The 13,432-nt window shown below is 67.6% G+C and carries 9 protein-coding genes and 1 riboswitch; of the genes, 3 read left to right on the forward strand and 6 right to left on the reverse strand.

Annotated features, from left to right (window positions below):
• Position 1: 1 nt before the first annotated feature.
• Positions 2-1,960: a TonB-dependent receptor plug domain-containing protein gene (locus AC3IS2_RS09790; RefSeq protein WP_489197516.1), complete on the reverse strand. Its 1,959-nt coding sequence runs from the start codon at positions 1,958-1,960 to the stop codon at positions 2-4.
• Positions 1,961-2,092: 132 nt separating this feature from the next.
• Positions 2,093-2,301, reverse strand: a riboswitch (cobalamin riboswitch).
• 37 nt (positions 2,302-2,338) lie between these two features.
• Between AC3IS2_RS09790 and cobU the strand changes: the two genes are divergently transcribed.
• A complete protein-coding gene (gene cobU, locus AC3IS2_RS09795) occupies positions 2,339-2,860 on the forward strand; it encodes a bifunctional adenosylcobinamide kinase/adenosylcobinamide-phosphate guanylyltransferase (protein WP_489197518.1) in 522 nt (173 codons plus the stop codon).
• Here cobU and AC3IS2_RS09800 read toward each other — a convergent pair.
• Positions 2,857-3,306, reverse strand: a complete 450-nt coding sequence (locus AC3IS2_RS09800) for an RrF2 family transcriptional regulator (protein WP_489197519.1) — start codon at positions 3,304-3,306, stop codon at positions 2,857-2,859. The two genes, cobU and AC3IS2_RS09800, sit on opposite strands and share 4 nt — an antisense overlap.
• Before the next feature lie 232 nt (positions 3,307-3,538).
• Here AC3IS2_RS09800 and hmpA point away from each other — a divergent pair, with 232 nt between their 5' ends.
• The gene (gene hmpA / locus AC3IS2_RS09805) at positions 3,539-4,750 is read left to right on the forward strand and encodes an NO-inducible flavohemoprotein (protein ID WP_489197521.1); all 1,212 of its coding nucleotides are present in this window, start codon (positions 3,539-3,541) and stop codon (positions 4,748-4,750) included.
• A gap of 131 nt (positions 4,751-4,881) precedes the next feature.
• Here hmpA and AC3IS2_RS09810 read toward each other — a convergent pair whose 3' ends face one another.
• Complete coding sequence (locus AC3IS2_RS09810) at positions 4,882-6,573, reverse strand: alkaline phosphatase D family protein (RefSeq protein WP_489197523.1); 1,692 nt, start codon at positions 6,571-6,573, stop codon at positions 4,882-4,884.
• A gap of 11 nt (positions 6,574-6,584) precedes the next feature.
• On the reverse strand, positions 6,585-9,101 hold the full coding sequence (locus AC3IS2_RS09815; protein WP_489197524.1) for a TonB-dependent receptor: 2,517 nt from the start codon (positions 9,099-9,101) through the stop codon (positions 6,585-6,587).
• A 256-nt stretch (positions 9,102-9,357) separates the two neighbouring features.
• On the opposite strand from AC3IS2_RS09815, the gene AC3IS2_RS09820 reads away from it, so the two are divergent.
• On the forward strand, positions 9,358-10,761 hold the full coding sequence (locus AC3IS2_RS09820) for a DcaP family trimeric outer membrane transporter (RefSeq protein ID WP_489197526.1): 1,404 nt from the start codon (positions 9,358-9,360) through the stop codon (positions 10,759-10,761).
• 142 nt (positions 10,762-10,903) lie between these two features.
• Here the strand turns inward: AC3IS2_RS09820 and AC3IS2_RS09825 are convergent, their stop codons facing one another.
• Together AC3IS2_RS09825 and AC3IS2_RS09830 are read right to left on the reverse strand one after the other, a co-directional pair.
• Entirely contained in the window at positions 10,904-12,757 is a 1,854-nt protein-coding gene (locus AC3IS2_RS09825) for a response regulator (protein ID WP_489197527.1), read from the reverse strand.
• A gap of 12 nt (positions 12,758-12,769) precedes the next feature.
• Positions 12,770-13,318 (reverse strand): heme NO-binding domain-containing protein, encoded by a 549-nt coding sequence (locus AC3IS2_RS09830; protein ID WP_489197528.1) that lies wholly within the window; start codon positions 13,316-13,318, stop codon positions 12,770-12,772.
• Between the last annotated feature and the right edge of the window lie 114 nt (positions 13,319-13,432).

Raw genomic sequence — 13,432 nt, forward strand, 5'->3', positions numbered from 1 at the left:
ATCAGAACCGGACGCGAACGCCGGCGAACACGCCCTGGCCGGCCGTGCCGTAGTTCAGGACCGTCTGATACTCCTCGTCAAAGGCGTTCTCGATCCGGCCATAGACTTCGAGGTTGTCGTTGATCGGATAGGAGGCCCGGATGTCGACCAGGGTGTATTCGTCGACGACGACGGTATTGGCGTCGTTGTTGAAGGTCTCGCCGACATAGCGCACGGCCACGCCCGTCTTCAGGCCGAAGGCGAAGGCGTAGTCGGCGGCGAAGTTGGCCATGTGCTCGGGGCGACGCGTCAGGCGCTTGCCGTCCGTGGCGCCCGAGGCGCTCTTGGCGTCGGTCCAGGTGTAGTTGGCGCTGAGGTTCAGGCGCTCGGTCACGTCGATGCGGCCGATCAGTTCGACGCCTTGGGCCTCGGTCTTCAGGACGTTGCGGTAGTAGCCCCAACGGCCGACGCCGTTGACCGTGCACAGCGGATCGGTCGTGCCGAAGCTGCAGCTGTTGTAGCGGATCTCGTTGTCGGCCTGACGGTTGAAGTAGGTCGCCGAGACGACGGCGCGGTCGAACAGGCGCTGCTCGACGCCGACTTCCCAGCTGTCGAACTCTTCCGGCTGCAGCGTCAGGTTGCCGTATTCGCTGTAGAGCTCGTACAGGCCCGGCGCCCGGAAGCCCTGGCCCCAGCTGGCGCGCACGACGGTGTCGCCGTCGTTCAGCGCCCAGGCGGCCGCGACCTGACCCAGCAGGTTGTCGCCATACTGCGCATGGTCGTCGTAGCGCAGGCCGCCCGTCAGGGTCAGACCGTCCAGCACCGTCCACTGCACCTGGGCATAGGCGCTGTCGAGGTCGGCTTCACCGCGCGAGAAGGCCGGGTTCAGGTTGAAGCTTGAGGGCGAGCGGGTGCGCATTTCCGACCGCTCGCTCTCGATGCCGAAGGTGGTGTTCAGCGCCTCGGTGACGGCGAACGTGCCCTGGTATTCCCAGCGACGGTTCTCGCCCGCCGCGTCGAAGGTCAGCGGCTGGACCAGGGTCGCCGGGTTGAAGTTGCGGCGGTTGGTGTCGGTCACGGCATAGCCGACGCGGTTACGGAAACGACCGTCCAGCAGGTCAAAGTTGAGCCCGGCGTAGCCGACCAGCTCCTTGGTCTTGCCGTACTCGCGGCTGTCGCCGTTCCAGGCGTCGAAGTCGTTCTGGCCGCTGGACCAGACCGAGCGCAGGTCCAGCGAGACCGCGTCGGTGATCTTGAAGTTCAGGCGGCCCGACAGGCCGGTGTTGGTGTAGCCGTCGTCTTCCGTTCCCTTGGCGAGGGCCGAGAAGCCGTCGGTGTCATAGCGGCTGGCCGCCAGACGCCAGCTCAGTCGGTCGTTGGCGCCGCCGATCCCGCCGCGGAAATAGGTCGTGCCGCGCGCGCCGGCCTCGGCGTCGAGCGAGCCTTGTAGGGCCTCCGTCGGTTCAGCGGTGACGATGTTGACCACGCCGCCGATGGCCTGGCTGCCCCACAGGGTCGACTGGGCGCCGCGCAGCACCTCGATGCGCGCCGTGTCGCCGACCAGCAGGTTGCCGAAGTTGAAGCCGCCTTGCGTCGAGGACGGGTCGTTCAGCTTGACCCCGTCGATCAGGACGACGGTGTGCTGGCTCTCGGCGCCGCGAATGTTGAGGCCGGTGGTCGCGCCGACGCCGCCGTTGCGGGTGAAGCTGACGCCCGGCGTCCGGGCCAGAAGCTCGGCCACGGCGGGGGTCTGGCGCGCCTCGATGGCGGCCTGGGTCAGGACAGTGACCGAAGCGCCGACGCGCTCGATCGGCTGGGCCGAACGGTTGGCGGTGACGATGACGTCGGCCACGGCGGTGGCGCCGGCGCGGCCCGCCACGTCAGGGGCGGCCGCCTGTTGGTCAGTGACTTCAGCCGCGAAGGCAGGGGCGGCGCTCAGAAGGCTGGCGGCGGCCAGGGTAGCGAATGCGGTCCGGTTCATTCCGGTTCTCCATATGACGACGACGCGCCGGACCGGCCTTCGCCCGGATGAGCGAAAGCGGCCGCTGACGCGGCTGGTTTACGACTGTCGTCACACGAGTTGCCTCGACCGCTCGGCACATCCCGACCGCGCGGAGAACGACGGCGACAGGCAGGTCTCCTGGCTCGCGGATCAAGGCCGGTGCGCGTCGCCTTCCCAGAAGTCGTTCAGGCCGTGGCCTTCCTGACCGCCAGTGGCGTATGACGCGCGGGCTAGCCGCTTACAGTTGCGGGAACAGCCGGAGTTTCACACTCCGTTCCCTTTTGATCCCCTTTCGGGGAACCTGACGCGACCGTGGCAGTAGGACCGCGCGCCCCCGAGGTCAACCGGAGACGATCAATGACCCTGACCCTGATCCTCGGCGGCGCCCGCTCGGGCAAGAGCGCCTACGCCCAGAAGCAGGCCGAACAGGCGGCGACGCCGACGAGCCGCCCTCCCCTGATGATCGCCACCGCCGAGGCCTTCGACGACGAGATGCGCGACCGAATCGACCGGCACCGGGACGAACGCGGCGACGGCTGGCGCACCCTTGAAGCGCCGCTGGATCTGGCCGCCGCCGTGCGCGCATTGAACACAGAGGATGTCGTGGTCGTCGACTGCCTGACCCTGTGGCTCAGCAACCAGATGCTGGGGGATCATGACGTGCCCGCCGCCATCGACGATCTGGCCGCCGCCTTCGCCGCCTGCCCCGCGACGGTTTGGATCGTCAGCAACGAAGTCGGTTGGTCGCTGGTGCCCGACAACGCCCTGGGCCGCCGCTTCCGCGACGAGGCGGGACGGCTGAACCAGCGGATCGCCGCCGTCGCCGACGCAGCCTGCCTGATCGTCGCGGGGATGAAGCTGGACCTCGCCAGGCCTTAAGGCGCGCTGACGCCTCGGCGGCGGACCGCCGAACCTTCGAACAGACCCGCCATGTCCAGGCGCTTGTTCAGCAGGCTCTCAAGCGTGTAGCCGTCCAGCACCGTCATGAAGGCCCTCAAGGCCTGGGCCAGGGCGCCGGTCAGACCGCAGGCGGGCGCGATGACGCAACTGCCGCAGTCCACCAGGTCGAACCCGTCCTCGGTGTGGCGCACCACCGCGCCGATGTTGATCTCGGCCGGGGGCCGCGCCAGTCGAATCCCGCCTGCACGCCCGCGCACGCTGACCAGATAGCCCGCGTTCACCAGGTCGCTGACCACCTTCATCAGATGGTTCTGGGAGATGCCGTAGGCGCCCGCGATCTCTGCGATGGAACACAGCCGATCCTGCCGCGCGCCCAGGTAGAGCAGCACCCGCATGGCGTAGTCGGTGTATCGCGTGAGGCGCATTCGGATCTCCGGTCAGCGCGTCATCCCGCTGCACGGAATTATATGCATTCTGTTTGCATCTTTCAAACGCGAGCTATAGATGTATTTTCAATGCATCAATGGAGCGAAGCCGATGACCGGCCCGTCGCAGATCAACGGACCCGCCGCCGCCCCCAATAGCGCACCGCCCACCGGCTGAGGCCGCGCGACCGCTTACCTCTCTCTCGCATCGCTATCTTCTAAGGAGACCCTGATGTCGCAAGCCCTCAGCGAGCGCACGATCGCGCTTGTCAAAGCCACCGTCCCCGCCCTCGAAGCCCACGGCCTCGACATCGTCCGCGAGATGTATTCGCGGATGTTCCAGAACCCCGAGATCCGCGACCTGTTCAACCAGTCGCACCATGACGCCGGAGGCTCCCAGCCCCGCGCCCTGACCGGCGCCATCCTGGCCTACGCCAACAACATCGATAATCTGGGCGCCCTGGCCGCCGCGGTCGAGCGCATCGCCCAAAAGCATGTCGGCCTGCAGATCCTGCCGGAACACTATCCCCACGTCGGAAACGCCCTGCTGGGCGCCATCGCCCACGTCCTGGGCGATGCGGCGACCGAAGAGATCATGAACGCCTGGGGCGAGGCCTACTGGTTCCTGGCCAACATCCTGATCACGCGCGAAGCCGCCATCTATGACGATCTGGCCGCCGCAAATGGCGGCTGGAAGGGCTGGCGCGCCTTCGAGATCGCCGAGGTTCGCCCCGAGAGCGCGGTCATCACCTCCTTCGTGCTGAAGCCGGTCGACGGCGGCCCGGTGCTGCGCCACCAGCCGGGCCAGTATCTGACCTTCTGGTTCGACATTCCCGGCCACCCGCCGGTCAAGCGCAACTACTCCATCTCCTGCGCGCCGAACGACGAGACCTATCGCATCACGGTGAAGCGCGAACCGCACGGCCTGGCATCTAGCTGGCTGCACGACAACGCCCGCCCCGGCATGGTGCTGAAGGTCTCGCCGCCGGCCGGCGAGTTCTTCCTGCCTGAACAGCCCCAGCGTCCGGTCGTCCTGCTGTCGGGCGGCGTGGGCCTGACCCCGATGGTGTCCATGCTGGAAACCCTCGTCGCCCATCACCCGCAGGTTCAGGTCCACTATGTCCACGGCGCCCAGGACGGTCGGGTTCACGCCATGGGCGAGCATGTCCGCCAACTGGCCGCGGCCCACTCGGGCGTGAGCAGCAGCACCTTCTATGAAGCCCCGGCGGCGGGCGAGACCCAGGGCTTCCACTATGACCACGCCGGACTGATCGACGGCGCCTGGCTGGCCGACAAGACCCCGATCCAGGAGGCCGACTACTACCTCTGCGGTCCCCGCCCCTTCCTGCGCGCCCTGGTCTCCGACCTGACGCAGGCGGGCGTGCCGTCTGACCGCATCCACTATGAGTTCTTCGGCCCTGCCGACGAACTTCTGGCGGCCTGACAATGATCGATCTCCGGGCCGCGCCTCTTCCGTGCGGCCCGGAGGCGGTTCAGGGCGCCGTCAAGCCGACGCCTGGCAGAAGGGCCAGGAAGGCCTGGCGGCGATCACGTCAGGCATGAGCGCTAGATAGCCTAGTCCGCTGCGATACCGCTTTCATCGAGCAGTCCGCCGTTCGTCGCGACGCTAAAGCGCCTCAAGGTCGAGACCTCGAACGGCTTGGCCAGGATGGTCGAGACCTGCATCAACGCCGCCTCAGCCTTGTCGGCCGTCAGGGTCAGGACGATGAAGCCCTTGGCCGACTGGTCGCAGAAGACCACCTCGTCATTGGCCTGTATCAGAGCCGCGCCTAGCGGGAAGCCGCCGATGGCGTCGCCGATGGAGGGGCTGGACACGGCGCCGGTTCCGAACTCGACGGCCCTGCGCGCGCCGTTCGCGTCCTTCAGCTCATTGGCCCAGAAGGCGTGGCTGTCGCCAGCCAGGACGATGGGCTGAACATCCGCCTCGGCGAAGGCGGCATAGAGGCGCTCGCGGCCCGCCGGATAGCCGTCCCAGGCGTCGAGATTGAACGGCAGCCCCATCTTGAACAGGAACAGGGCCTGTTCGAACTGTTCGCGGAAAGCCTCAGGCACGCGGGCCATCAGGCCCTCGATCTGCTCGGGCGTCATGGTGCGCGACACGTCGGGTCCGGCCACGCGGGCGGTGACGACCTGATTTCCTAGCACCTGCCAGGGACGACCGGCCGTCTTTGACGCCGACAGTTCCCGCGTCAGCCAGGCGCGTTGCTCCGGCCCCATCAGGTCGCGCGACGGGTCGTTCAGCTTGGCGCGGAAGGCGTCGAGGTCCAGCACCGGCTCGCCGTCAGGGCCGTCCTTGGCGGTCAGGTCCTTGGCGTAGTCCAGCGGCTCGGTGCGTCCGGTCAGCCGCGTCTCGACCATAATCAGGCTGGCCAGGTCGCCGAAGTGGAAGCTGCGGTTGATCGCCTCCTTCAGGGCGCCAGGCAGCGCCTCGCGGATCGGCATCCATTCGTAATAGGCCTTCAGCGCCGCCGCCTTGCGCACGGCGAGGTCGCCCTCGCTCTCGGGCTGGTGGTTTTCGGCCCCGTGCAGCCAGGCGTCGTTGGCGGTCTCGTGGTCGTCCCAGACGCAGATGAAGGGCGCGCGGGCGTGGGCGGCCTGAAGGTCGGCGTCGGTCTTGTATTGGGCATGACGGGTCCGGTAGTCGGCCAGGGTCACGATCTCATGGCGCGGCTCTGGCACGCGGTTCAGCGCCGCACCCGTGACCATGCCATAGGCGTCCGCCTCGGCCCCGTATTCATAGATGTAGTCGCCCAGGTGCACCACGGCGTCCAGCGACGACAGGGCCGCGATGGCCTCATAGGCGTTGAACAGGCCGCCGGGATAGAGCTGGCACGACACCACCGCCAGGTTGACCGGCGCCACGCCCTCGGCCGCCAGGGTGCGGGTGCGCCCGGCCGGCGAGCGGGTCTCGCCGACCGCGAAGTCGTAGCGATAGTCGCAGCCGGGACGCAGGCCCGTCGCGTCGATCTTGACCGTGTAGTCGCGTTCCGGCCCCGTCTCGAACCGGCCCGAGGCGACGATGCGGTCGCCCTCGCCTTCCAGCACCCGCCACGTCGCGGACACGGGGCCGTTGAAGCGCTCGTTCGGCGTGACGCGCGTCCACAGGATCACCCGGTCCGCGCCCGGATCGCCGGACGCGACGCCGTGGACGAAGGCGACCGAGGCCGCCTCCGCCGTCGCCGGCGCGGCGCCGACAGTCGCCCCGGCCCCGAACAGGCCGAGAAGGCCGCGACGGTTCATGGTCATGTCGTCGGCCCTCAGTAGCGGACGGTGAAGGCCACGCCGTAGCTGGCGGGGCGTCCGGCGATGAAGGTCGGCAGGCCGAGCGCGTCGCCCGTATTGCCGGCGTCCTTGATGTATTCCTCGTCCAGCAGGTTGTCGCCGAAGGCCTCGACGCCCCAGTTCCCCGAGGCCGGCGCATAGCGGACGCGCAGGTTCAGCAGACCGTAGGCGTCCTGGTATTCGTCCTGGACCGTGTCGGCGACGAAGTTCTGGACCTGCAGCGCCGGGATGTCGTTGTTGTCGTCGAAGAAGACCTTGGACTGCCAGGTGTAGGTCGGCTGGACCTCGACCGTGCCGCCCGTGATCGGCAGGCGCCAGATCGCGCCGATCGAGGCCATATTGTCGGGCGACAGGCGGAAGCGATTGCCGTCATAGAGGCCCGCCTCAAAGCGCGAGTGGTTGTAGCCGTAGGTGCCGAACAGATCGAAGTTTTCGGCGGCGGCCCAGAAGATCTGCCCCTCGAAGCCGTAGGCGCTGGCCTCGCCCGCGTTCGTCGTGATGAAGCGGGTGCCTTCCTGAACCGTCGTCTGGAAGTTCGCGTAGGCGTAGTGGAAGACCGCGCCGTCCAGACGCAGGCGACCGTCCATCAGCGCCGCCTTGGCCCCGACCTCGAAGCTGTCGACCGTCTCGGCCTCGATGACCTTGAAGGTCGGCGCTCCCAGAGGCGCGGACGGTCCGCTGACGCTCAGCACCTCGGGACGACGGCCCCGCGCATAGTTGGCGTAGAGGCTGGCGTCGTCCGACAGGGCGTAGCGCGCGGTCAGGCGCCAGGTGAAGCCGTCGTCCTCGTGATCCCCATAGACGAAGTCGCCGTTGTTGGCGGTCGGCTGCGCCGTCAGACCGAACAGCGGCAGGACCGAGGCCGGCAGGTTGACCGCATTCGGGTTGGCCAGACCGCCCAGCAGGGCCGGAACCTGGGCCGGCGGCACCGCGCCCTGCAGCACCGCCAGCAGACCGCCGGCGATGGAGCGGCCGTTGGCGACCGAACTGGCGTAGCCCGTGGTCTTGTCATCGCGGGTGTAGCGGACCCCGCCCGCGAACTCGAGCCGGTCAGTGGCCTTGAAGGTCAGGTCGGCGAACAGGTCGTAGGAGGTCAGTTCGGCGCTGTTGATCGGGATCTCGATGTGGGCCGACTTCAGGTTCGCAGCAATCGGGGCGGCCAGCGCGCCCGCGCCCAGCGGCGTCAGCGTCGCCTGCAGAAACTGGCGCGCCACCGTCGGATAGGCCGAGATCGGCAGGGTGTTGCGGCCGGTCGCCGTCGGTGAGCCGTCCAGAAGGCCCGCCAGTTGCGCCAGGGCGATGCGCTCGTCGAACTGGGTCGGGATGCGCTGATAGCCTTCCTCGCGGAACCAGCCCGCGCCGGCGAAGCCGGACAGACGTCCGCCATTGTCCCAGTTCAGGCGGAACTCCTGGCTCCACTGTTCGCCGTAAGCGTCCTCCGCCGCCGTCAGCAGCGGCAGCGACAGACCGTCGGCGTCGAAGGTCTCGTAGGAGTCGAACTGGCGATAGGCCGTGGTCGAGTTCAGCGACAGCGACGGCGTCAGCGTCCACTTCACCAGCCCCGTCACGCCCCAGACCTTGCGATCCAGACCCAGGCTCTTGCCGCCGTCGAAGGCCGCGCCCGGCGTCAGGGCCGCGCCTTCCCACGGCGCACGGCCGCCCAGCACCGCGCCCGTCGTCGGGTCGGCCGGGTCATAAGCGATGGACTTGAACGAGGTGCCGGTGGCGGCGTCGGTCTGATAGTTGGCGATCAGGTCGGCGCGCAGCGTGTCGCTCGGCGTCCAGGCGCCCGACAGGCGGAAGGCCTTGGTCTCGATGCCGTTGTAGTCCTCGCCGCCCAGCAGGTTCTCGACCGAGCCGTCGCGGGTCTTCATCCGCGTCGCCAGGCGCAGGGCCGCGTTCTCGCCCACCGGCGCATTCACAAAGCCCTCGACCGAACGATAGTTGTAGTCGCCGGCCTCGGCGCGCATCTCGGCGTCGAACTGGCCCGGACGGGCGCGGTTCTGCACCAGATTGACCGCCCCGATCAGCGCGCCGCGACCATAGAGGGTCGACTGCGGCCCCTTGGCGATCTCGACCCGTTCCAGATCGAACAGCTCGACATAGGAGCCGCGCGACTTGGAGATCGACACCCCGTCCTGGAACACAGAAACGCGCGGCTCGGCCGTCGCTGCGCCCGAGTCCGAGGTGATGCCGCGCATCACGAAGCCCGGATTATTCGGCGACTGGTTCTGCACCAGGAAGCCCGGCACGAAGGCCGACAGTTGCTCAAACTCCTGAACGCCCAGGTTCTCGAGGAACTGGCCGCTATAGGCGGTCAGGGCGAAGGGCACCTCGATGGGGTCCTGGGCCCTAAGTTGGGCGGTGACGATCACGTCGTCCACCGTCGAAACCTGAGCCGCGCTCTGCGCCTGGGCCGCCCCTGCCGCCATCAGGCTCAATGCCGCCGCGCCCGTCAGCAGGCCAGCCTTGTTTCCCACGGATTTCATCATCGCATTCCCCTTGAAGATCTGGAGGAGGCGTAGTGGGCGTCGATGTCGGACCGGCGACGGACATGCAAATCCACGGTGAAGCTGGGACTTCCTTTCAGCGACGAGCTTTCCGAGGACGGTTTATTGAGGTGGGCGGCGCGCCAGGCGGCTTCCGGTTGCCAAGGACGGGCGAAAGCCGGGCGCAAACGTGGGCGACTCGCGGAACCCTGATTTGTTACCAGCGTTCGCTAGTCCGAGGTGTTCGGGACGGGCAAGCATGACGCATCCACGGACTGTCGCATGGATAGCCGCGACCGCTCTGGCGGCGGCGACGCCTGTTCTGGCGCAGAGCCCGCCGGACGCCGAGGCTCTGGCCCTGGAAGTCATTGAACTGCGTCAGGCCATCGCCGCGCTTCAGGCGCGGCTCGACGCCGTGGAACGGGCGAGCCAGATGGAGGCGACGCCGGTCTCGATCACTGTTGCAGCGTCGCCGACCTCGGCTTCGGCAGCGGCGCGAATGGCGACGGCCGTATCGCCTCTGCCGACCAGAAGCACGTTCGGCGACGAACTGACCGGCGTGGCGCGGGCCGACACGGCGGCGCCGCCGAATGACCCGGAACTGCGCGGCTTCATTCCCATTCCCGGCACCCAGACGATGGTGCGGTTCGGCGGCTTCGCCAAGGTCAACGCCATCTATGACTTCGCCCCGGCGGGCAGCCCGGACCGGCTGATCACATCCGTCATTCCCATCGGTGCGGGCGATGGCGGCAACACCAGTCTGGACGCCAACAACACCCGGTTCAGCTTCGAGGCGCGCCGTCCCAGCGCGCTGGGACCGATGCGAGTCTATCTGGAGAACGACTTCTACGGCGGCGGGGGCAGGACCGCCTTTCGCCTGAGACAGGCGCACGGTCAGGTCGGCAACACCTATGCAGGCTTTGGCTACAGCGCCTTTGCCGACGCCGACGCCTTTCCCGACACCCTCGATGATGAAGGGCCGGGTAGCGGGCCCCTACTGCGTTTGGCGGGGATCCGGCATATCTGGAAACTGGGCGGCGGGGCGACGGCGACCCTGTCGGTCGAGCATCCTTCGTCGGAACTGGCGTTGACGACAGATCAGACAGCGACCCAGCCGGCGCCGGACATGGTCGGCGCCCTGCGGCTGGAGCGCCCATGGGGGCATGTCCAGGCGTCGGCGATTGCGCGCCGGCTGGGCTATCGCGAAGGCGATCGCGATGAAAGCGCCTTCGGTCACGGCCTCAGCCTGTCGGGCCTGTTCAAGCTGGGCGACGACTTCGCCATGGCCGGCTTCACCTATGGCGACGGGGTGGCGCGGTATTTCAACGACCTGGGAGGATTGGGATACGATGGGCTGATCCAGCCGGACGGCGATGTGCGGACTCTGGCCGTCTATGGCGGCTATCTCGGCTATACCCGGCATTGGAACCCGCGCTGGCGCTCGAACCTGGCCGGCGGAATCCTGGTTCTGGAACGCGACGACCTGCTGGCGCCGACCGCGTTCCGGTCCAGCGGCTATGGCGCGCTCAACCTGATCTGGGCGGTCAGTCCCAGCTTCTCGGTCGGGATCGAGGCCCTGTACGGACGCCATGAGCTGCAGAACGGCCAGGACGCCGACGTGACCCGGCTGCAGGCCAGCCTCAAATACGATTTCGTCCGGTGAGCGCCTTGCCGGTCGATCACCCGGAGACGGCGCTGCTCCTGGCGCTGGCCCCGCACTCCGCTCAAAGCCCGTCTGACTGCCCTGCTGGCGGACGGCCTGGAGCTTTTCGAGGCCTGACGCGGTTTCTCAGACCGACGACCGCCTAACCGGCCAGTGCGAGAGGCTCGATCCGCGCCGCCGCACCGGCGAGCGCAGCGAACAGTTCGCCCACTTCAATCGGCTTCTTCAGCACGCCGTCGACGCCGGCGGCGCGATAGCGACCGACATCCTCGGCGAAGACGTTCGCGGTCAGCATGAAGATCGGCATCTCTCTGGACGGGCCGCCCAGCGCGCGGATGGCCCGGACCGCGTCCGCGCCATCCATGCGCGGCATGTTGGCGTCCATCAGGATCAGGTCGAAGGCGCCCACCTGTACGGCCTCGACCGCCGCCAGGCCGTCCTCCACCAGGGTCAACTCGACGCCCAGCGGCTCCAGCAGGACCTGCAACACCTGCCGATTGGCGGCATTGTCCTCGGCCGCCAGGACACGCAAGGGCCGATCCATCGACGCCTCCAGGACATCGACCGGATAAGCATCATTGACCGCAGCCCCGACGTCGGCCGGGAACTCGAACCAGAAGCGGCAACGGCCGTCGGGAGCCACGTCCTGACCTATGGTTCCCCCCAGGCTGGCCATGTTGCCGGCGCAGATGGCGAGACCCAGCCCCGTGCCGCCGACCTGGCGACCGGAGTCCGTCTGCTCGAACGCCTCGAATATCCGCGCACGGTCTTCGGGCGAGACGCCGGGCCCCTGATCAATGATCTCAACGCGGGCCTGATAGCGGTTGCGTGTTCGCTGCGCGCTGACCGCCAGAACGAGCTCACTGCCGGTCGGAGAGAATTTCAGGGCGTTGGACAGCAGGTTGACCAGGGTCTGTTCGACCTTGCCCTTGTCCGAAACCAGCGCACAATCGTCGGGCAAGCCGTCGAGATCGACGACCAGTTTCACGTCCATTTCCTTGGCGCGCGGCGTCCAGACCCGGCTGACAGCCTCCATCGCCCCGCGCAGGTCAAACGTCCCCAGGTGAGCCGACATCTTGCCGGCCTCGATCTGGGCCAGGTCCAGGACGGCGTTGAGCAATCGCAGCAGCATTCCGCCGGACTCCCGCACCCCGTCCACCAGAGCCTGTTGCTGCGAGGAAAGCGGCGTGCGCGCCAGCCCCTCGGTCAGCCCCAGAACCGCATTCAAGGGCGTGCGGACCTCGTGGCTGGTCACGGCCAGGAAAGCCGACTTGGCGCGGTTGGCGGCCTCGGCTGCCACGCGCTGGGCCTCGGCCTCCTTGACCATGCGCTCCAGCTTGGCGTTGCGAGCCTTGGCGTCGGCTTCGGCGCGGCTCCGTTCGATCACCCGCCCCAACTGGACGCCGATCTGAGCCATGGTCCTGAGGATGCCTTCGTCCGGTTCCGCGACCTTGTAGGAGAAGAACTCCAGCACGGCCGCGACCTCCTGGCCCACCATGACCGGAAAGGCGAAGGCTGCACGCAATCCGCTCCGCTCGGCGACTTCGGTCCGCAGGAAGTTGTCGGCGACGGTGACGTCGGAGATCCAGATGGGGGTCTTCTGCACCATGACCCGACCGGGCAGGCCCACGCCCGCGGCGAAGGTGATGTTCTCGGACACCACGCAGAACTCTGCGGCGTCCACGTTGTCCTTCGCCCACCACAGCTTGCTGGAGGCCATGACGACGCGCCGTCCGCGCTTTCGCATATAGGCGTGGCCGACCGGCCAGCCGGTGAAGCTGCAGACCTGCTCGATGGCCGTCTTCAGCGCGACGTCGGGGTCTTGGCCCAGGTTGCAGGCTACCGCGATCGTCTCCAGCAACCGCAGCCGCTCGGCGCGCAGGAACAGCTCGCGAGTGCTCCCTTCGACGATAGCTTCAGCGGCGCGGCGCGCGGCGCGTTCGCGCTGGAGGCGGCGTTCGAGGCGCGTCGTGTAGTCGTCGCGATCTACTTCCACGCTGTGACCTCGTCAGGCCGCGAGTTGCGGCCAGTGGACATGAAAAATGCAGACCGAGTCGCCGCGGTCGATACACTGCGGGTGCTGAACATCCAGGCGCTCGCCATAATGAGCGCCGGCGCCTTCAAGGAACCCCTGCCCCAGGGCGCACAGCCGACGGGTCGAACGATAGTCCAGGCTCAGACTGCCGTTCGCCTCCTCGCGGATGTGGAAATGGGGGCATTCGGCGCCGACGTAGATCTTGCGGACCTCGAAGTGGATGATGTCGTTGACGCCCAAAACAAAGGTGCGAGCCGACACGTGCTCGTCGAAGAAGCTGGGAAACAGCCTGGCCAGATGCGGCATGGCCTGCTGGCCGAACCAGCGCAGCACCTCGGCCGGCGTCAGGCCGAGCTTGGCCCCGGCGGCCTCCACCAGAGCGGTCATGTCCTCGTCGGGATAGCTGCCGGCCGAAGTATAGACCCCATCGACTCCTGCGGCGTCTATCAGGTCATCCCAGACATCGTCGCCATGGCTCTGACTGACCACGTCCTGCAACAGATTGAAGATGACGCCCTTCATAGTCTTACTCCAGCCAGAGGCTTATCTGACGGGTAGGCTCCTATGCTTTGCAATATGGTTAACGAAGCAACCGCTCTCGTCCGGTTTCCCCCCGCGCCGGCGGCGCACTGAGCG

This window comes from Brevundimonas sp. KH_025, from assembly GCF_057839885.1.